The organism is Bacillus sp. SRL543 (genome assembly GCF_984799205.1).
The window spans coordinates 2,911,255-2,932,055 of the sequence record NZ_OZ481794.1 but is presented as its reverse complement, the minus strand read 5'-3'; the positions used below and the strand labels follow the sequence as shown (position 1 = coordinate 2,932,055).

The following is a 20,801-nucleotide window of genomic DNA, read 5'->3' as shown; positions in this document are numbered from 1 at the left end:
GGGTAAACTGCCCGGTCTTTTGGTTTTGCAGTAAAGTGCAATTCTTTGCCGCTTTCCTCCCGCGCTAGTAAAATAAAATCATAAATGCCATTAAAGGCGGTTAAGGAAGGTAATGGGATGAAAGGCTCCAGATACGAAAATTATGATGGTGTGAAAAATGAGCATGGATTCAGGGATATGCTGCGCTGGTCGCGGGAAAGGCGGCGGAACAAGAAAGATTTGACGGTGCAGATTCCCCAGGCTGAAGAGAAGGAAGCAGAGAGGCTTAAGGCAAACCGCGGGTCCTTGTCTGTGACATGGATCGGCCATTCGACCTTTCTCATACAGATGGGTGGAGTGAATATGATTACCGATCCTGTCTGGGCCATGAGGATGGGGGCCCAAAGAAGGCAGACGGAGCCGGGTCTGCCCATTTCTTCGCTGCCTGCCATTGATCTGGTCCTGATATCGCATGGCCACTATGATCACCTTGATTTCCCTACTATTAAAAAGCTTCCAGGAAATCCGGCTTTCTATGTGCCTGCAGGCCTGAAGGGGGCTTTCACCAGGCGGGGCTATACGAATGTCCATGAGGCAGACTGGTGGGACAGCTTTGAAGCGGGCACTCTCAAGCTTACCTTTGTCCCGGCACAGCATTGGACAAGGCGGGGCCTGAATGACACCAACACTTCCCATTGGGGAGGCTGGATCATAGAGCATCCTGAAGGAGAACAATCGGTATATTTTGCAGGTGATACCGGCTATTTCAGGGGATTTAAGGATATAGCGGAAAAGCATAAGCTTGATATTGTCCTGATGCCAATAGGTGCCTATGAACCGGAATGGTTTATGTCTGTATCACATATTAACCCGGAGGATGCTGTAAAAGCTTTCCTTGAGCTGAAGGGACAGCGGTTCATCCCTATGCATTATGGTGCATACCGCCTTGCAGATGATACAGGGCCCGAAGCATTGGGGAGGCTTGTAAAAGAATGGGAAAGGCTCCGCCTGCCTCAGGAACAGCTTAAGGTGCTGAAGATCGGCGGAACATTCTGGCCGGGGCAAATGTAAAGTTTATGCTAAGATTGGCCGGGGAAACTTCTTCACGGTGCAGATATTATATAGGATTAAGAAGGGCAGTGAAGTCTATCATTGGATAGATATGCCGTTCTTTTATTATAATAATATAGATATAATTAGAGAGAGGACTGAGCCGCGTTGCCAAACAGAGTAGAAAGTCCAGAGATTAAAATGATTGCTTTGGATATGGACGGAACATTACTGAATCAAAAAGGTGAAGTGTCAGATGAAAACCGAAAAGCTGTAAAGGAAGCCATCGAGGCAGGGATTAATGTTGTTCTGAGTACGGGAAGGACAAGGCTTACCTGCGGGGATCACGCTGATTCACTTGAGCTTGACTCTTATCTGGTTACCATTAACGGCGGGGAGATCTGGGGGCCTGACGGCAGCCTGGTGGAAAGGAATCCGGTATCCACCGAACTGATCAGCTGGATGTGGGATTTGTCTAAAGAGCATAATGCCGGCTTCTGGGCTGTTAACAGCGAGAAGGTATACCGGGACGAGATGCCGGAGGATCTGCTTTCAAGTGAGTGGCTGAAATTCGGTTTTAACATCGAGGATGATATGGCCAGGGAGACGGTTCTGAAGACATTGGCAGAAAGGGGAGAGCTGGAAATAACGAACAGTGCCCTCACCAATATTGAAGTCAATGCGCTTGGAGTCAATAAGGCAAATGGAATCAGGAGGGTCTGCGAACTTCTTGGCATCTCTATGGATCAGGTGATGGCTGTCGGGGACAGCCTGAATGATATTTCAATGATCAGAGAGTGCGGCTGGGGTGTGGCAATGGGGAATGCCCAGGAAACAGTCAAGGAAGCTGCAGATGCAGTGACCACAGCGAATACGGAAGATGGAGTGGCGGAAGCCATCAGGAAATTTGCCCTGAAAAAGCAGCTGAGTTAAGGTCTGTTGAAGATTGGGGCAGCATGTAAAAATGCCCGGGAATTTGAGGTGTCCCCATTATGTTCAGGGGGCAAGCTCATCTTCCCGGGCATTTTTTTATCTTTAATATGCTCTTCTTATATCCGCATCAAGCGCTATTTCAACATTTCCTTTTACAGCCCTTGAAATCATGCAGGAATCTTCCGCTTTTTGGGCAAGCCGTCCGGCAAGCTGAAGGTCACGGTCTGACGCGTCTGATTTCAAAATAATATGGGGGCGGTGGATGATTTTTTTATAAGTTATGACCCCGTTAGCAACATCGACAATCCCTGTCGATTCTATCGTTAAATCCTCTTTTTCAAGCCTGCTTCTCTCCATCATGGCAGCCAGAGTTATAATATAGCATGTTGCAGCGGCAGCGAGGAGCATTTCATCTGGATTAGTGCCGACGCCAGGCCCGTCCATTTCCGGCGGAATGGATATTATAGTTGAGAGCCCCTTTGTTTCGAGTGTTCCTGAATCATTGCGCAATCCTGGCCAGTGGGCTTTTAGTTCAAAACGGTGTTCTGCCATTGGGCATCCTCCTGACAATAAAAGAGACCAGATCAGCCTCCGATATGGGACATTTCAACTTTTTTCCGGGGAGTTTGGCTGCTTTTCAGCTCATCCCTCGTCTCAGAATACCGGTCATCCCTGGCACTCCATATGCCGGTGATGATGCTTTCAAGTTCATCATCGGTTTTTCCGGCGCGGAGCGGCTCTTTGAGGTTATGCCCGGCAGAAGAAAACAGGCATGTATACAGTTTGCCTTCAGCAGAAAGACGGGCTCTGTTGCATGATGAGCAAAAGGCGTCAGTGACGGAAGAGATGATCCCGAATTCAGCTTCCGAGCCTTCATATACATATCTTTTTGCAACTTCCCCTGGATAGTTCGGCGGGGCAGGCTGGAAGGGAAGGACTTCGGCTATATCGCGGAGGATGTCCTTTTTTGTATAAACTGTATCCATATTCCATTGGTTTGTGTTCCCGACATCCATAAATTCAATGAATCTAAGGGCATGCCCTTTTTCCTTAAAGAATTTGGCCATCGGGATGACATCCTTGTCATTGACGCCTTTCTGGACAACCATGTTGATTTTTACTTTCAAGCCGGCATCAGCTGCTGCGTCAATTCCTTTCAGCACTTGCTCTGTCCTGATTCCGCGCCCGTTTATCTTTCCGAACAGATCATCATCGAGAGAATCGAGGCTTATGGAAACCCTGCGCAGTCCTGCAGACTTCAGTTCTTTTGCATAGCGGGGGAGCAGGATTCCGTTGGTGGTCATGGCAATATCATCAATCCCTGGGATGCTGGACAATTTTTCGACAAGCAGGGGGAGATCTTTCCGCATCAAAGGCTCACCCCCGGTGAGCCTGAATTTCTTTATTCCGAAGGCTTTTGCAAAAACGGATGCCAGCTTCTCGATTTCCTCAAACGAAAGGAGCTGGTCCTTTGGCATGAAAGCATAGCCGGGTCCGAAAATTTCTGCCGGCATGCAGTAGGTGCAGCGCAGATTGCACTTGTCGGTAACGGAGATGCGCAGATCCCGCAGATTTCTGTCTAGTTTATCTTTGAGCATGGGACGGCCTCCTTTATTCTGTAATCCGTTCCGGGCAGGAGTATATATTAAAGGAATTTCCCCTGATAAATCCGGCGGCAGTTATATTCAGATCTTCCGCAAGATCGATCGCAAGGCCGGTAGGGGCGGACTTGGACAATAAGATGCCGACCCCGATCTTGGCGGCCTTCAGCAGCACTTCCGAGGAAATCCTGCCGCTGAACGCAATCGCTTTATCCCGGACAGGTATTTTATTCATTATACAGTATCCCAGAATTTTATCTAAAGCATTATGCCTGCCAATATCTGTACGGCTGATGATCATCCTGCCGCCCTGAAATAAAGCGGCATTATGGACACCGCCGGTCTGCCGGAAGTCAACACTGGCTTCCTGCAGCTGCTTCATTGCTGACAGGCATTCTTTGGCTGTCAAAGATGCAGTTGAGGTGGAGGTCTTGGCCGTCTTCACATCACTGAGGAGATAAAACTGGCGGCTTTTGCCGCAGCAGGAGCCGATGAATCTTTTGGAATGGGCCGGCTTTAAGGCAGGAGTGTACCTGCTTACCTCGGCATAAGCGAAGCCCTTGCTGCTGTCTACCTGGAGATTTGTCAGCTCTGAGCTGCTGCGGATGACTCCTTCGGAAGCAAGGAATCCGACCGCCAGCTCTTCCAGTCCGTCCGGGGAACAAACCAATGTGGCGAATTCTTCGCCATTTACAAAGATGGTAAGGGGAAATTCTTCTGCTATCAGGTCTTCTGCTTCTTTAAAACTTCCTTCCTGGAATTGAATAATTTTTCTTTCTTTGCTGATATTCATTCTTTTTCACCCGTTCTCTTGAATTACCACAAATATAAGCATATATAAGAAAGAAAGCAAGAATTTAAGCTGAGTTATTCAATGCCTTGCCCATTACATAAAATCCATCTGAATATTTTGATTATTATGTTTAACGGGAAGCTTTTAAGGGAATATAGCAGTGCTTGTTCTTGAAAGGGTTTTCTAATTAGAGGAGGGAGATGAAGTGATGGGAAAAACCAAAAACAGGTGGCTGATCGCGGCCTCGGCAGTGGGAATCCATATATCGATCGGATCGGTATATGCGTGGAGTGTGTTCACAAAGCCGATTGTCAGCAAATTTGGCTGGGATTTGACAGAGGTCAGCTTTACATTCAGTCTGGCAATTTTATTCCTGGGCCTTTCAGCTGCATTCCTGGGGCATTTTGTTGAAAAATATGGTCCGCGCAAAGCGGGGGTATTGGCTGCGGTTTTTTTTGGAGCAGGAATAACAGGTTCAGGACTTGCCATTCAAATGGAATCTTTAATGCTATTATACATCTTTTATGGAGTACTTGGAGGCATCGGGCTTGGGGTAGGCTATATCGCTCCTGTGTCAACTCTCGTAAAGTGGTTCCCTGACCGCCGCGGACTTGCGACCGGGCTTGCCATCATGGGATTTGGATTTGCCGCCCTTATCAGCAGCCCGATCATGCAGAGCCTCATCAATTCCGTGGGGATTGCAAGCACCTTCTATATCCTTGGGACCGCCTACTTTATCATTATGATTGCTGCCTCTCTCTATTTGGCTCCTCCCAAAGAAGGCTGGGTGCCGAAAGGGTTTGAAGGAAAAGGGGATGGCAAGGGTGAGGGCAGGGCAGATTTATCGCAGCTCACTGCCAATGAAGCGGTGAAAACGAAAAGATTCTACTTTCTCTGGATCATGCTTTTCATCAATGTCACCTGCGGCATAGCCATCATCTCGGCTGCTTCTCCTCTCGCGCAGGAAAGCATCGGCATTACTGCCGCGGCGGCGGCAGCTCTTGTCGGTGTGCTTGGCGCGTTTAATGGATTCGGGAGGATCGGGTGGGCATCAATCTCTGACTATATCGGCAGGCCGAATACCTATACACTCTTTTTTCTGATCCAGATCATTGCTTTTCCACTTGTCACCATGGTGGATAATCCGCTGCTGTTTCAGATCATCCTTGCCATCATCTACACCTGCTACGGCGGAGGCTTTGCGTCCATACCGGCTTACATCGGGGATCTGTTTGGGACAAAACAGCTTGGCGCCATCCACGGATATATTTTAACAGCGTGGGCTGCTGCCGGCCTGGCCGGACCGATGTTCGCTTCATGGGTAAGGGAAACGACAGGGAGCTATTCTCAAAGCCTCTATGTTTTCACAGGACTCTTCGCCGTTGCGCTAACCGTTTCATTATTGATCCGCCTTGATATTAAAAGAATCAGAGAAGAGAAAGCAAATAAAAAGTCAGTAGCCGTCTAGTTATTAAAGCGCCGTTTAACGGATGCCGGACTGGCCGCCATAACAGTGAATCGCTGTGTATGGCGGCTATTTGACGTTTGCCGGAGATAGAAATAGTGAGATCTTCCACGAGGGGATATAACCCTTTTTGCCAGCAGATTCATCTGGAGTTAAACGATTTTAAATCAGCAAAAAAGCCGATGAATTTTACTCATCGGCTTAAAAAATGCAGGAAAGCGGGAGAACTGGCTCTAGATCGCTCCGAACCAATTCACCGGAGAGATTTCTGAACTGGAAGTTATCTTTTGTCAAAGCCGGCCAAACTTTTTACAGCACAACTGCCGGCAAAGAAGACTAACCGCCTGGTTCAGACTTTTTCCCCATTGATATAAGTTTCCTCCACGGCGGAACGCAAATCAAACGGATCACCGCTCCAGATGACAAAGTCAGCGTCCTTGCCAGGCTCGAGCGATCCGACGCGGTCCTCGACCCCGAGATGCCTTGCTGCATTGATCGTGATCGCTTCTAGTGCCTGTTCTTCACTCAGGCCGTTTTTGACAGCCAAAATCGCGCTGGTCATCAGGTGCTCGATCCCGACGACAGGATGGTCAGTGGTAAGGGAAAAAGCTATTCCCTCTTTTGCAAGGGCAGGAAGTGTATGCCATCCTTTATCCGAAAGCTCTACTTTCGAACGGGAAGACATGGTTGGCCCAACAGAAACCCTGACTTCATGCTTGGCAATGAATGGAGCAATCAGATGGCCTTCTGTGCAATGCTCGATCGTCAGGTCAAATCCGAACTCTCTTTTCAGCCTTAAGATGGTGATGATGTCATCGGCACGGTGCGCATGTACCCGGAGGGGAATTTCTTTATTCAGCACCTTTGCGATGTTTTCAAGTTCGAGCTTCCGGTCTGCTTTTCCGGCTTTGCGGTTTTCAATGTAGCTTTGCGCCTCAATGAATTTCTCGCGGAGAATCGCAGCTACACCCATCCTGGTAGTCGGCATGATGCCTTTCCCGCCATGAAATCTCTTCGGATTTTCTCCGGTTGCCGCTTTCAGGCCGGAAGGGTTTCTAATGACCATTTCATCGATGATTTGTCCGGCCGTTTTAAGGACAATCATCTCGCCGCCGATCACATTGGCGCTGCCAGGCATAACCTGGACGGTTGTAATCCCAAAGCGCCTCGCATCTTCAAATCCTTTCTCCATTGGATTGATCCCGTCAATGGCCCTTACCTGGGCAGTGGCGGCTGCGCTGGTTTCATTGAAATCCTGCCCTTCTTTCCCTACTCCTTCTTCATGCACACCAAGGTGGGTATGTACGTCGATCAAACCAGGCGTGACGATTTTGCCGGCTGCGTCGATGACAGTATATTCTTCCCCGGCTTCGATATTTTCTCCTAATCTATGGATTTTTCCATCCTGAATAAGAAGACTGGCATTCTCATATTTCTTCCCTGTTCCATCGAAAATTTTTGCGTTTGTAATCGCTAACATGATTTTTTCGCTCCTTTTTTAATAAAAATTGTTGATTTCTGAAAATTCTTTTTCTATAATTACCCTTAATTCCTTTTTTCGATAATAAAATATTTTTTAAATATTGTAAACAGTACTTGTTTTGAATTTATGGTTCCTTTTTTGTTACTTAAATCAAAAACTCATACCGAAAGGAGGTAATTTATGAAATACGAAATTGATGAGCTGGACAGAGGGATCATCAAGCTGCTCTCCAAAGACGGAAGGATGTCATTTACGGAGATTGCAGGCAAAATGAATGTTACTGAAAAAACAGTCAGGCTCCGCTACAAGAATTTGATAGACAATCACATCCTAGAAGTGGTCGGGGTTGTGAATCCCATTGCCCTTGGCTTAAAGGCAGGCGCCATCATCCAGCTGAAGGTAAGGCCGCAAAGTATACATAAAGTGATTGATGAATTGAAAACATTCCGGGAAATCAGGTATGTCACCTTAACATCCGGACAATATTCGCTTCTTGTCCAAATTGCGGTGCCCAGCCAGGATGAAATCACTGACCTGCTCCTCCGGCTGAACAGCCTTGAGGATATTACCGAAGTGAACAGCATCGTCCAGCTTGAAGTGTTCAAGAACACCTTTGAGTTCATTTAAAAACCAATTAGTTAAAGGAGAGATCATATGCTGGAGATTTTGGAGAAATTGACGTCCTTATCCGGTCCATGCGGGTACGAGCATTCTGTGTCCTATTTTTTAAAAGAATACCTTGAGGATAAAACGGATTCTGTCATCATTGACCCGATCGGCAATGTGATTGCCAGGAAAAAAGGGAATAAACCAGGCCCGGCGGTTCTGCTGACAGCACATATCGATGAAGTCGGCTTCATCGTCAAAAAAATTGAACAAAACGGCCTGCTCCGGTTCGAAAAGCTTGGCGGCAATGACGACCGCATCCTGCTGGCCCAGCCTGTCAGGGTGATGGGCAGCAAAGGGGAAGTGAGCGGTGTGATCGGCACGATTTCTGCCCACTATGCGAAATTTGATGACCCTGGGAAGGTAAGGAAGCATACGCAGATGTACATTGACATCGGTGCTTCATCCCCGGAGGAAGCAGACGGAATGGGAGTCGGAATCGGCACGCCGGTAACCTGGGGAACAGAATTCCAGGTATTCGGGCCGGAAAAGAAGCAGCGGGTCCGCTCCAAGGCGCTGGATGACAGGGCAGGCTGCGCTGTATTGCTGGAATCGCTGGAGGAAGTCAAGGATGGTTCCTTCGCCGGAGAACTGATTTTCCTTTTTGCAGTACAAGAGGAAGTCGGGCTCAGAGGGGCAAAGACAGCCTCTGAACATCTCCATGCTGATGCTGCGATTGCCGTCGACACGACTGCCGTCAGCGATACACCGGAAGAAACAATGGACGGAAGCCTCGGACTTGGCAGGGGAACTGGCATTAAAGTGATGGATTTCAGCCTTATTGTACATAAAACGGTGAAAGACCTGCTTGTCAAGCTTGCCGAAGATAGCGGGATCCCGTACCAGCTTGAAGTGTTCCCGGGGATCGGGACTGATGGGGGAGCGGTCAATTATGCCAATAAGGGAATTCCGACTGGCGTCCTTTCCATTCCATCCCGCTATGCACATTCACCTGTTGAAGTTGCCGACATCGGCGATTTGATTGCAACAAAAGATCTTGTCACAGCATTTATCAGGAATCTGGCAGAAGATCAGACCTTCCCTTTTTAAGAGGGAAGGCTGACTTACACAAAATCCAGCTTAAAAAGACTGAAAAATTAAAATAATGAATGATTATTCATTTAGGAGGATATATAATGAAAATCTTTATTTCGGCAGACATGGAAGGCATCTCAGGAGTAGCGACAAACCAGCAGCTAAAAACAAACTCAGAATACCAGCGGTTTAGGAAGCTGATGACAGCCGATGTAAATGCTGCAATTGAAGGAGCCTTCAACGGAGGGGCAGACGAAGTGGTCGTTGCAGACGGCCATGGCAATATGTCTAATATCATCATTGAAGAAATGGATCCCCGTGCCCGCCTTGTGTCCGGGAACAACCGGGTCATGTGCCAGCTGGAAGGGCTGGATGAATCATTCAGCGGGATCATGTTCGTCGGCCACCATGGCAGAGAAGGCGGTTCAGATCTGACTGTCATTTCCCACACGCTTGCCGGCATTTGCGTGAACGAAATGAAAATCAATGGAAAGATTGTCGGCGAGACAGAAATGAACGCCATGGTGGCAGGTGCATTCGGCGTTCCTGCAATCTTAGTTTCCGGTGATGATGCTTATGTAAAAGAAGTGCAGGAAACACTCCCGCATGTAGAAGGGGCCGTGACGAAGAGGGCCGTTGACAGGTTCGCGGCCGAACTGATCCACCCTGAAAAAGCAAGAGAAGAAATCAGGGCCAAGGCTGAGGCAGCCGTCAAAAAGGCGAAGGATCAGCAGGCTGTCAAAACGGAAGGGCCGGTTACATTTGAAATCGAAATGAAGGGGCCGCAGCAGGCAAAAATGACAACGACCCTCCCGACAGTTGAATTGATAGGGCCAAAGAGAATCAAGTTTACTTGCGATGATATGGTCACTGCCTATAAGCATATGTGGGGCTGCGTCATCATTGCGATGACTGCTACCAATGGAGTTCTGGGCCAGGTGAACGCATAAAAAAGAAAAAGGAGCTCTACTGCTCCTTCAATGCTGTGGAGGTGAGCAAATGTACATAGTCAAACGATTTCTCATCATGATCTTAACCATTTGGGTAATCGCTACATTAACATTCGTCATAATGAAATTTATACCGGGAGATCCATTTGCTTCAGACGGCGATGTGCTGCCTGAGGAAGTTCTCCAGAATATCAGGGCCAAATACAATTTGGATGAACCGCTGCCTGTACAATATGCGCTGTTCATGAAAAATCTTGCGGTAGGTGACCTTGGGCCGTCCATCCAGTCGGAAACGAGGAGCGTCAATTCAATCATCGCAGAAGGAGCGCCGGCTTCTGCACTCCTGGGTATCCAGTCCATCACGATCGCTTTGATATTCGGGCTTTCGCTGGGGATCATAGCGGCACTGAATCATAACAGGTTCATTGATTATGCGAGCATGATGGTTGCCATCATCGGCATCTCTGTCCCAAGCTTCATCCTGGCGCCGCTTTTGATTAAATATTTTGCGGTGGACTGGAGGCTGCTGCCTGTTGCTTCATGGGGAACATGGCAGCATACGATCCTCCCGTCACTCGCCCTGGCTGCGACTCCGCTTGCAGTCATAGCGAGGTTTATGCGCTCAAGCATGCTGGAGGTCATGAACCAGAACTATATAAAGACCGCCAATGCAAAAGGGCTTTCCACGTTCCAGCTTGTCCTCAAGCACGGGATCCGGAATGCCATCATGCCGGTCGTATCCTTTATCGGCCCATTATTTGTTGCGCTGATCACTGGAACCTTTGTTATTGAAAAAATCTTTGCCATACCTGGGATCGGCCGCTATTTCGTTGACAGCATCTTTAACAGGGATTATCCCGTTATTTTGGGCACAACGATTTTCTTCAGCGCCATTCTTGTTATCACCCTGTTTTTAATTGATATTTCCTACAGGCTGATCGATCCACGAATAAAACTATCGAGCGGAGGGGAATAAACATGCAGCCGAAACAATCAGAAGAGCTTCTGTTCAGGCCTGTATCGCCCGATAAAAAGAGCCTGGATGAAATCCAGAGGCCGTCCTTGAGCGTCTGGAAGGAAACGGCACTCAATATTGTAAGAAATAAATTGGCGCTGCTCGGTTTCAGCCTCCTTTTGGTTATCATCCTTCTTGCGGCTTTCGGCCCGTCATTTGTGCCGTACAGCCCATCTGACCAGGATTTGACAAAAGGCAATCTTGCACCGTCTGCAGATCACTGGTTCGGGACCGATGACCTGGGCAGGGATATGTGGACGCGTACATGGTACGGAGCAAGGGTTTCCTTGACCATCGGTTTTGCTGCAGCCATCATCGATTTGATTCTTGGTGTAGCCGTAGGAGGCATTTCCGGCTATATGGCCGGGAGGGGGAAATTCGGCGACCGGGTGGACAGCCTGCTGATGCGCCTTGTTGAGATTCTATACGGTATTCCTTATCTGCTCGTCGTCATTCTGCTTATGGTCATCATGGAACCGGGAGTCACTACCATTATCATTGCCCTGTCTGTAACAGGATGGGTAGGGATGGCCAGGATCATCAGGGGGCAGATTCTTCAGCTGAAGTCACAGGAATACGTCATGGCAGCGGAGAAACTGGGGACATCCCATGGAAAAATCATCACACGCCATCTGCTGCCGAATACGATGGGCATCATTATCGTCAATCTGACATTTACAATTCCGCAGGCTATCTTTGCCGAATCTTTTCTCAGCTTTCTTGGTTTGGGTGTACAAGCACCATTTGCAAGCTGGGGGACGATGGCCAATGATGCATTGGGCGTAATCTTAAGCGGGCAGTGGTGGAGACTGTTTTTCCCTGGGCTGATGATCTCCCTTACGATGTTTGCATTTAATGCATTCGGAGACGGTCTTCAGGACGCATTGGATCCAAGAGTACGGAAATAGGAGGCAAGACAGATGGGCCATTTACTGGAAGTAAAAAACCTCGAAGTGAATTTCAAAACATACGGAGGAGAGGTAAAGGCAGTCAGGGACGTTTCCTTTCATATTGATAAAGGCGAGGTACTGGCGATCGTCGGGGAAAGCGGAAGCGGAAAAAGCGTGACTGTCCAGACGATCATGGGACTGATTCCCACTCCTCCCGGTAAAGTGAAAAATGGGGAAGTCCATTTTCAGGGTAAGGATTTGCTGAAGATCTCCAAAAGGGAAATGCAAAAAATCAAAGGCTCGAAGATCAGCATGGTCTTCCAGGATCCGATGACTTCTTTGAACCCGACAATGAAAATAGGCAAGCAGATCGAAGAAGGGCTTCTTATCCATCAGAAACTGGGCAAAACAGAAGCGAAGAAAAAAGCGGTCGAAATGATCAAGCTTGTCGGCATCCCAAACCCTGAAGAGAGGTACAGCCAGTATCCGCATGAATTCAGCGGGGGGATGAGGCAGCGCGCGATGATTGCTATTGCACTTGCCTGCAATCCGGAGCTTTTGATTGCCGATGAGCCGACCACTGCACTTGATGTAACGATTCAGGCGCAGGTGCTTGATCTGATGAAGGATCTGCAGAAAAAAACAAATACTTCTATTATATTAATCACCCATGATTTAGGTGTAGTCGCCGAGACCGCCCAGCGTGTCATCGTCATGTATGCCGGGATGATGATCGAGAGCGGGACTGTCGCCGAAATATTCGAAAATCCGAAGCATCCTTACACCTGGGGACTGCTTGAATCGATTCCGGACACAGACTCTCCTGATAAGAAAAGGCTTGTGCCGATCGAAGGCTCCCCGCCGGATTTATTTTCACCTCCAAAGGGATGTCCTTTTGCACCCAGATGCAAATATGCAATGGAAATCTGCCTGCAGGAAATGCCGCCGGCATTTGGTGAGGAAAATGGGCATCAGGCAAAATGCTGGCTGAATGACCCAAGGGCCCCTAAGGCCGAAGACTTCGTTGCAGCAGGGAGGGAATAGAATGGCTGAAACACTTTTAGAAATAGAAGCTATGAAAAAATACTTTAAGATTAAAAAAGATCAGACCGTCAAGTCAGTCGATGACATCACCATCACTATAAAAAAAGGCGAAACCTTCGGACTTGTCGGCGAAAGCGGAAGCGGGAAATCGACGCTCGGCAAAACGATTGTCGGTCTCCAGAAGCCGACAGAGGGGAAAATCATTTATAACGGCAAAGATGTTGAATCACTTGATAAGAAGACCATGCAGGCTGTCAACCGGGAGATGCAGATCATTTTCCAGGATCCCCATGCTTCTCTTAATCCCAGGATGAGGGTCGGCGATATTATCGCAGAAGGCATGGATGCCCATAAACTGGCCAGGGGAAAAGAACGCGAGAAAAGGATATATGACCTTCTTGAAAGAGTGGGGCTGAGGCCTGAGCATGCTAAGCGCTATCCGCATGAATTCAGCGGAGGACAGCGTCAGCGCATCGGCATCGCCAGAGCGCTTGCTGTCAACCCGAAATTCATTGTTGCCGATGAGCCGATTTCAGCGCTCGATGTCAGCATTCAGGCACAGGTGATCAATCTTTTGGAGGATTTGAAAGAAGAGCAGGGACTGACATATTTATTCATCGCCCATGACCTTGGGATGGTCAAGCATATAAGCGACAGGATCGGTGTCATGTACCTTGGGAAGATGATGGAGCTGGCCGAGAGCAGCGAGCTTTTTGCCGAACCGCTCCATCCCTACACACAGGCGCTTCTATCGGCAATCCCGGTGGCGAACCCAGCCGCCGCCAAGCGGGAGCGCATCACACTTCAAGGAGATCCTCCGAGTCCGGTGAACCCGCCGAGCGGATGCAGATTCAGGACGCGCTGCCCGCATGCGATGAGCATCTGTGCCGAGAAAGTGCCGGAATGGAAAGAAGCACGGCCTGGCCACTGGACAGCATGCCATTTGTACAACGATTGATCTTCACCACTCTGCAAGTTTGAGAGAGGATAAGATAAATATATTAGATGAGAGGGGATTTGGAAGATGAAAAAATGGCTATCAGGAGTTGCCGCAGCCCTTTTTGTCTCTTCAGCTCTAGCGGGCTGCAGCGGAGATGAAGGAGCTTCCGGCAGCGGAAACGGGGAAGATGTAAAGCAGGAAATCGTGCTGAATGCAATGAGCGAGCCGCCTGATCTGGATCCGGCACTTGCCACAGATACAACATCCGGCTGGATCCTGGATCATATTTTTGAAGGGCTTTATACAAAAGATAAGGACGGAAAGCCGGTTTTAGGCACTGCGAAGGACGTACAGGTATCTGATGATGGAAAAACTTATACTTTCACACTCCGTGATGATGCAAAATGGTCAGACGGGTCACCAGTGACAGCCGGGGATTTCGAGTACGCCTGGAAACGCGTCCTGAATCCTGAAACAGGAAGTTCCTTTGCATTCTATCTTTACTATCTTAAAGGTGCAGAAGAATACAACAAAGGAAATGGAAGCGCTGAAGAAGTCGGCGTCACAGCAAAGGACGACAAAACGCTTGTCGTTGAGCTGAATGCGCCGCTGGGATATTTTAATGAATTGCTGACAATGTGGACATTCTATCCGGTCAAGCAGGACCTGGCCGAAGGAAATAAAAATTGGGCTGCCGATGCAGACGGCTATGTGAGCAACGGACCGTTCAAATTTACTTCCTGGAAGCATGACAGCGAAGCAGTCGCAGAAAAGAACGAAAACTATTGGGATAACAAGACGGTAAATCTTGAGAAAATCACTTGGAAAATGGTCAATGATGCAACCACCTACTACCAGATGTACAAAACGGGTGAACTTGATCTGATCCAGACATTGCCGACAGATGCCCTTGCCCAGGAAAAAGAAAACGAGGACTATCAGGAAGTCCCTTATTTCGGAACATATATGTATATGTTCAACGTAGAAAAAGAGCCATTCAACAATGCTAAAGTACGCCGTGCATTTGCCATGGCCATCAACCGTGAAGCCATTTCTGAGAATATTACAAAAGCAGGCGAAACACCTGCCTATGCTTTCGTGCCGCCTGGAGTTGAAACACCTGACGGAGATTTCCGTGAAGCCGGCGGGGAATATTTCGAGGAAAACGCAGAAGAAGCGAAAAAGCTTCTTGAAGAAGGAATGAAAGAAGAAGGCTGGACAACCCTTCCTGAAGTAACCCTTCTTTACAATACAGCCGAGAACCACAAGAAAATCGGTGAAGCTGTACAGGAAATGGTCAAAAAGAATCTTGGCGTTAACATCAAGCTGGCCAACCAGGAATGGAAAACTTATCTTGATACGACGAAGCAGCATAACTTCCAAATGGCACGCATGGGCTGGATCGGCGTCCTTCTCGATCCTGTTGTCATTCTTGACTACTATCTTGGAGACAGCCCAAACAACCGTACACAATGGGTAAACGAAGAATACGATTCACTGATTGCCCAGGCGAAAGTAGAGCAGGATGAAGCAAAGCGCTATCAGCTTCTGCATGATGCTGAAAAAATCCTGATGGAAGAAATGCCATTCATGCCTGTGTACCATTATACAAACACGTATCTGACTTCACCTGATTTCGAAGGAGTCGTATATCCATTCAACCGCTATCCGGCTCTCAAGTGGACAAAGAAAGTTTCAGAATAAGAGGGAAGGCGGAGGCTGCCAGCTTCCGCCTTTTCCTGCTATAATGATAGAAACAGCCTGGGGGGATATCTTATGAAATGGAAGATAACAGGTTTTCTGCTGATAGCCTGCATTTGGGTCAGTATACGGGTGACGGGGATCCTGCCTCTGCTGGACTGGATCAATTTATCGTTCATTGCCGGCATCGCTGGTCTGTCCGCAGCCGTCATCATCACTATTCTCAAAACAGGTTTCCTGTCATTGTTTTTCCAAGGTTTCCGCACGATCGGGACCAGCATGTTTCCCCGTTCCAATGCTATGGAACGGACTGAAAGCATGGTCAGCAGCGATTATAAGTGGCAGGAATTCAAGGCCGGCGCCACTTCTGCACTGCTTTATGCCTTTCTGGTTGCTGGACTGAGCTCGATGACCGTATCGCTTGTCGGATTGTGCTTTTATTAGGAAGCTCTGATGATGGGCTAATACAGCCATGATAAGAAGGAGGCTCTCCTTGAAGGAGGCCTCTTTTTCTATCCTATTCGATTTTGATCCTAAAAAGCTGTACTATAGTAAAGGATGGAAAAAAGGAAGGAAGAAATGCTATGGCCATAACATTTACAATGCTGCTGATGGGCATGCTGCTGGGGTTTATCGGGGCAGGAGGCGCAGGCTTTATCATTGCCATCCTCACGCTGGTCTTTGATGTGCCGATCCATATCGCTTTAGGGACTTCCCTGACGGCCATGATCTTCACAAGCTTGTCTGGAGCATACAGCCATTACAGAGAAGGAAATATGGCGGTTAAGGCAGGGCTCATGACAGGGATTGCCGGCGCATTTGGTGCATATGGGGGATCGCAGCTTGCTGCCGGAATCCCGACAGAATCGCTCCACTGGCTGACCGCAGGCATGCTGTTTCTGTCCTCCATCCTGCTCATGGTCAGATTGTACATAACCAGGAATCTCACTGACCAGGAAGCAGGAAGGGACAAGCTGTCCTTTCAGCTGGCAGCAAAAGCTATCATTCTTGGTCTTATAACCGGCGTATTATCGGGAACATTCGGGATTGGATCGACGCCGTTCATCCAGCTCGGTTTACTGATCATGCTCGGCCTAACAATCAGGCAGTCGATAGGCACGACTATGCTCGTCATCCTGCCGATTGCAGCGGGAGGGGGCCTTGGGTATCAATCCGAAGGCTATCTTGACTATCTGCTGCTTCTGCAAGTGCTTCTCGGCACCATGACAGGCGCTTATATCGGTGCCAAATTCACAGGCTATGCTCCTAAAAACGTATTGAAGGCCTCAATGATTCTGACGCCGGCCGCCGCCGGGCTGCTGCTGCTCTTTCCGCAGTAGCGGCCTGGTGTTTTTTTATGACATTCTTTCGCAGTTCTGCTGTAATAAAATGGATTTCTTCAAAGGATGGAGATACTCCGACATTTAAGGGATCCATCAGAAACTGTTCTGCTCTAATTCCGTATCACTGCATAATTCCAGCTAAAACAATTTTTCACTCATCACCTCCGTCCACCTAAAAAAAGAATACAAACTCCGCAGCCTCATATATATAATAGTAAAAACAAGCCCCAGCTCCACGATTGTTAAAATTATATTTCATAAAAGTAAATATGTTATTGAACTAATATTTCAAACCCTCTATAATGAAATTAGAACCAGTACATCAGTGACAGGAGGGCCATAGGAATGAAAGAGAACTTAACCTCGTTAACAACGGAAACCCGTAATGAGCAGACGATGACGATTGATACAGCTTCACCTTTGGAAATCATTACGATGATGAATGAGGAAGACAAGAAGGTGGCATTAGCGGTCGAACAGGTTCTCCCGGATGTAGAGAAAGTAGTCGGGTTTGTGTTCGAATCCCTGAAAAAGGGCGGCAGGCTCATTTATATCGGGGCTGGGACCAGCGGACGGCTCGGTGTTTTGGATGCGGTAGAATGCCCTCCTACTTTCAGTACAGATCCTGATACTGTCCAGGGAATTATGGCCGGCGGCAAAGATGCTTTTGTCAAGGCTGTTGAAGGGGCAGAGGATAAGCCTGAGTGGGGCGAGCGGGACCTTAAAGACATCGGGCTCACGGAAGATGATACAGTTATCGGCATTGCAGCGAGCGGGCGCACACCTTATGTGGCAGGAGCGCTTAAATATGCCAGGAGCATCGGAGCAAGGACGGTAGCACTTTCCTGCAACACCGGCGCCATCATCAGCAAAGAAGCTGACCACAGCATTGAAGTGATTGTCGGCCCAGAGGCGCTGACAGGCTCAACAAGGCTGAAGGCGGCAACTGCCCATAAAATGATTCTGAACATGATTTCAACTGCCAGCATGATTCTGTTCGGCAAGGTTTATGAAAACTTAATGGTGGATGTCCATGTCAGCAATCATAAGCTCAAGGAGCGCGCGATCGGCATCATCAGCAAGATAACCGGGGCTGATTATGAACTGGCCAAAAAGGCTCTTGAAGACAGCGGGCTTCAGGCTAAATCAGCAATTGTCATGATCTTGACAGGAAAAAGCAAAGAGGAAGCTGAGGAGCTTCTTGTCCAGGCAGGCGGATATGTGCGCAAGGCTGTGGAGCAGGCCGGAAGATAAACATATTAAGGGAAGGCGCCGCTTGTGGGCCTGCCCTTTATATCCTTTTGTGGGGGTGGTCATCAAAAAACAGCTGACAGGGTTTTTCATAATATAGGCTTGGACTGATACTTTATCCTATTATTCTCTTAAGCTCTTTTTTATGCCTTTGATGTAAACGATTCCAATTGTTTGAAAATTATGCATTGACATCAATGTTAGAAATGGGGGAATTCAAATGGCTGGCGAAAATACTATTCTTGCTGAAAAGATACTCGAAAAGCTGGGCGGGGCTTCCAATATCGGATCCTATACGCATTGCATGACACGCTTGAGAGTAACGCCGCTTGATGATTCATTAGTAGACAAAGCAGGACTGAAAAAAATAGATGGAGTCCTGGGACTGGTTGAAGAAGAAACACTGCAGATTATTCTGGGGCCAGGCAAGGTCAATAAGGTTACAGAAGAGTTTGGCAAATTGCTTGAAGCATCGGGTGAACTCAATCTGAACGATCGGGCAGCAAGCAAAAAGTCCGAAATCAATAAGAAAAACGCAACTCCTTTCAAACTGTTCCTTCGTAAGATTGCGAGCATCTTTATCCCGCTCATTCCGGCACTTGTTGCTTCCGGTCTGATCACGGGTATTTCGAAAGCTGTAATCCAGGCAGGATGGCTTGACGGTGAATCACAGCTTGCCATGATTCTGACTGTGATCGGCTCAGGGCTGTTTGCTTACCTGGGCATTCTGGTTGGTATCAATGCCGCCAAGGAGTTTGGCGGGTCACCTGCACTCGGCGGACTAGCGGGAATATTAATTATCAATCCAGCTGTCGCCGGCATCACTTTGTTCGGTGAAGCACTTGTACCGGGCCGCGGCGGCTTGATCGGCGTACTCCTTGCTGCCATCTTCATTGCACTGGTAGAAAAACGGGTCAGAAAATTTGTTCCTCAGTCATTGGATATCATCATTACGCCAACGGTTTCTCTGCTGATTACCGGAATTGTAACTTATGTAGTCTTCATGCCTGTTGGCGGCTTTATTTCTGAAGGAATTACGAAAGGGTTGCTTTCTGTTCTCGATATCGGCGGTGTCGTTGCCGGATTTGTCCTTGGAGCAACCTTCCTCCCGCTTGTAGTCACCGGGCTTCACCAGGGTCTTACTCCTGTCCACCTGGAACTGATCAATTCAATCGGCGATGATCCATTATTGCCAATCCTTGCGATGGGCGGCGCCGGCCAGGTTGGTGCAGCATTTGCCATCTATTTCAAAACCAAGAAGAAGCGCCTCAAAAGGGCAATTGGCGGTGCTCTGCCTTCCGGTATGCTTGGTATCGGCGAACCGCTGATCTTTGGTGTAACGCTGCCTCTTGGCAGGCCATTCATTACGGCATGCCTTGGCGCAGGTGTAGGGGGCGCTTTCCAGGCGCATTTTGACATTGCCACAGTGGCAATCGGTGTATCCGGCCTGCCTCTTGCCTTCATTGTTAACGCGGGCGAAATCCTTCTTTACCTTGTAGGACTTGTCATTGCCTATGCAGCAGGATTTGCCTTTACGTATCTGTTCGGCTTTAAAGATGAAATGGCTGGTGAGTTTGATTGATCGGTATTTCCTTCTATCTGAACGATCCTTCTGCTGAAGAGCGGATCAGGGATGCAGGAAGCAAGGGGGTGAAGCGGGGCTTCACCTCGCTTCATATCCCTGAAGAAAAAGGGGAGCTGGCCGCAGCAGCCAAGAGGCTGCTTTCTGCTGCAAAGGAAAGCGGCATTGATGTCTATGCCGATGTTTCCATGCACACACCCGCCCATCTGGGAGTGGCAGACCTTTTTGCCTTAAAAGACCTTGGGGTAGCCGGCCTTAGGCTGGATGACTTTTTCGACCATCATCTGATTATCTCCCTTGCAAAGGAATTCAAAATAGCTGTCAACTCCAGCATTCTTTTCGAAAAAGATCTTCAAAACCTCCTCAGCCTCGGGCTAATGCCGGACCAGCTGATCGGGTGGCATAATTTTTACCCGAGACGGGAAACCGGGCTGGCTGAATCTTTTTTCCATGATCAGAACAGGCTATTTACAAGCCTGGGAATTCCGCTTGCTGCGTATATTCCATCCCGGGGTGAAAAAAGGGGGCCGCTTTTTGAAGGCCTGCCGACGCTTGAGAAGCACCGACATGCTGAACCCTTGGCTGCTTATGTGGAGTTGAAGGCTGCGGGAATTGATGATATTTATATCGGTGATCCGGATATTGGTGCAGGGCTGCTTGAGGATCTCTTAGCTTACGAAAATGACTTTGTCATGCCGGTGAGAGCGGAGAACTGTACAATACCTGAAGGAACTTACGCAACACGTCCTGATCAGGCAAGGGATGCTGTCAGATTCATGAATACCCGGACAGCTGATCCGGTGCCTCCAGGGAACTGCGGGAAGCGGAATGCAGGAACGATTACAGTGGATAATGAGCATTACGGCCGTTATAAAGGTGAAGTGCAAATAACACTGTCCGACCTCCCTGCAGATGAAAGAGTGAACATAGCGGGCAGGATAAAGGAAGATGACCTGCCGCTTCTTTCATTCATAAAGCCCGGCCAAAAAATCCGCATCATCCATATTTAAAGCAAAGCACACCCTTTTAAAACGGGTGTGCTTTTTTGCTGAAAAAGTTTTTCAGCTATCCGTGCAAGCA

At 48.3% G+C, this 20,801-nt stretch carries 20 protein-coding genes; 16 read left to right on the top strand and 4 right to left on the bottom strand.

Annotation, left to right across the window (positions count from 1 at the left end; all coding sequences use genetic code 11):
• Positions 1-117 precede the first annotated feature (117 nt).
• Positions 118-1,050 carry an MBL fold metallo-hydrolase gene (locus AC4E8B_RS15025; RefSeq protein WP_490214175.1) on the top strand — a complete coding sequence of 311 codons (933 nt, stop codon included), beginning with the start codon at positions 118-120 and terminating at the stop codon, positions 1,048-1,050.
• 180 nt (positions 1,051-1,230) lie between these two features.
• Complete coding sequence (locus AC4E8B_RS15020; RefSeq protein ID WP_490214174.1) at positions 1,231-1,962, top strand: Cof-type HAD-IIB family hydrolase; 732 nt, start codon at positions 1,231-1,233, stop codon at positions 1,960-1,962.
• A 102-nt stretch (positions 1,963-2,064) separates the two neighbouring features.
• Here the strand turns inward: AC4E8B_RS15020 and AC4E8B_RS15015 are convergent, their stop codons facing one another.
• From AC4E8B_RS15015 to fdhD, 3 genes are read right to left on the bottom strand one after another with little or no spacing between them, the layout of a single operon-like run.
• Complete coding sequence (locus tag AC4E8B_RS15015) at positions 2,065-2,514, bottom strand: OsmC family protein (RefSeq protein ID WP_490214173.1); 450 nt, start codon at positions 2,512-2,514, stop codon at positions 2,065-2,067.
• A 32-nt stretch (positions 2,515-2,546) separates the two neighbouring features.
• A complete protein-coding gene (gene moaA, locus AC4E8B_RS15010) occupies positions 2,547-3,560 on the bottom strand; it encodes a GTP 3',8-cyclase MoaA (protein ID WP_490214172.1) in 1,014 nt (337 codons plus the stop codon).
• 13 nt (positions 3,561-3,573) lie between these two features.
• A complete protein-coding gene (fdhD, locus tag AC4E8B_RS15005) occupies positions 3,574-4,356 on the bottom strand; it encodes a formate dehydrogenase accessory sulfurtransferase FdhD (RefSeq protein ID WP_490214171.1) in 783 nt (260 codons plus the stop codon).
• A gap of 208 nt (positions 4,357-4,564) precedes the next feature.
• Here fdhD and AC4E8B_RS15000 point away from each other — a divergent pair, with 208 nt between their 5' ends.
• A complete protein-coding gene (locus AC4E8B_RS15000) occupies positions 4,565-5,824 on the top strand; it encodes an L-lactate MFS transporter (protein WP_490214170.1) in 1,260 nt (419 codons plus the stop codon).
• 346 nt (positions 5,825-6,170) lie between these two features.
• Here AC4E8B_RS15000 and AC4E8B_RS14995 read toward each other — a convergent pair whose 3' ends face one another.
• On the bottom strand, positions 6,171-7,301 hold the full coding sequence (locus AC4E8B_RS14995) for an amidohydrolase (protein WP_490214169.1): 1,131 nt from the start codon (positions 7,299-7,301) through the stop codon (positions 6,171-6,173).
• Between the two features lie 183 nt (positions 7,302-7,484).
• Between AC4E8B_RS14995 and AC4E8B_RS14990 the strand changes: the two genes are divergently transcribed.
• The 13 genes from AC4E8B_RS14990 (at position 7,485) to AC4E8B_RS14930 (ending at position 20,731) form a co-directional block, all read left to right on the top strand.
• Positions 7,485-7,931, top strand: a complete 447-nt coding sequence (locus AC4E8B_RS14990; RefSeq protein ID WP_490214168.1) for an Lrp/AsnC family transcriptional regulator — start codon at positions 7,485-7,487, stop codon at positions 7,929-7,931.
• Positions 7,932-7,958: 27 nt separating this feature from the next.
• On the top strand, positions 7,959-9,020 hold the full coding sequence (locus AC4E8B_RS14985) for a M42 family metallopeptidase (RefSeq protein WP_490214167.1): 1,062 nt from the start codon (positions 7,959-7,961) through the stop codon (positions 9,018-9,020).
• A gap of 86 nt (positions 9,021-9,106) precedes the next feature.
• Positions 9,107-9,955, top strand: coding sequence for a M55 family metallopeptidase (locus tag AC4E8B_RS14980; protein WP_490214166.1), 849 nt, complete (start codon positions 9,107-9,109; stop codon positions 9,953-9,955).
• Positions 9,956-10,004: 49 nt separating this feature from the next.
• Complete coding sequence (locus AC4E8B_RS14975; RefSeq protein ID WP_490214165.1) at positions 10,005-10,931, top strand: ABC transporter permease; 927 nt, start codon at positions 10,005-10,007, stop codon at positions 10,929-10,931.
• Positions 10,932-10,933: 2 nt separating this feature from the next.
• Positions 10,934-11,878, top strand: a complete 945-nt coding sequence (locus AC4E8B_RS14970; RefSeq protein WP_490214164.1) for an ABC transporter permease — start codon at positions 10,934-10,936, stop codon at positions 11,876-11,878.
• A gap of 12 nt (positions 11,879-11,890) precedes the next feature.
• Positions 11,891-12,904, top strand: a complete 1,014-nt coding sequence (locus AC4E8B_RS14965) for an ABC transporter ATP-binding protein (RefSeq protein ID WP_490214163.1) — start codon at positions 11,891-11,893, stop codon at positions 12,902-12,904.
• Position 12,905: 1 nt separating this feature from the next.
• Complete coding sequence (locus tag AC4E8B_RS14960; RefSeq protein WP_490214162.1) at positions 12,906-13,862, top strand: ABC transporter ATP-binding protein; 957 nt, start codon at positions 12,906-12,908, stop codon at positions 13,860-13,862.
• Between the two features lie 66 nt (positions 13,863-13,928).
• Entirely contained in the window at positions 13,929-15,548 is a 1,620-nt protein-coding gene (locus AC4E8B_RS14955) for a peptide ABC transporter substrate-binding protein (protein ID WP_490214161.1), read from the top strand.
• Between the two features lie 72 nt (positions 15,549-15,620).
• A complete protein-coding gene (locus tag AC4E8B_RS14950; protein WP_490214160.1) occupies positions 15,621-15,989 on the top strand; it encodes a DUF3899 domain-containing protein in 369 nt (122 codons plus the stop codon).
• Between the two features lie 140 nt (positions 15,990-16,129).
• On the top strand, positions 16,130-16,885 hold the full coding sequence (locus AC4E8B_RS14945) for a sulfite exporter TauE/SafE family protein (RefSeq protein ID WP_490214159.1): 756 nt from the start codon (positions 16,130-16,132) through the stop codon (positions 16,883-16,885).
• 348 nt (positions 16,886-17,233) lie between these two features.
• Positions 17,234-18,142: an N-acetylmuramic acid 6-phosphate etherase gene (gene murQ / locus AC4E8B_RS14940; RefSeq protein ID WP_490214158.1), complete on the top strand. Its 909-nt coding sequence runs from the start codon at positions 17,234-17,236 to the stop codon at positions 18,140-18,142.
• A gap of 217 nt (positions 18,143-18,359) precedes the next feature.
• A complete protein-coding gene (locus AC4E8B_RS14935; RefSeq protein ID WP_490214157.1) occupies positions 18,360-19,721 on the top strand; it encodes a PTS transporter subunit EIIC in 1,362 nt (453 codons plus the stop codon).
• Positions 19,718-20,731 (top strand): MupG family TIM beta-alpha barrel fold protein, encoded by a 1,014-nt coding sequence (locus tag AC4E8B_RS14930; protein ID WP_490214156.1) that lies wholly within the window; start codon positions 19,718-19,720, stop codon positions 20,729-20,731. Before AC4E8B_RS14935 ends, AC4E8B_RS14930 begins: the two co-directional genes overlap by 4 nt.
• Positions 20,732-20,801: the final 70 nt, after the last annotated feature.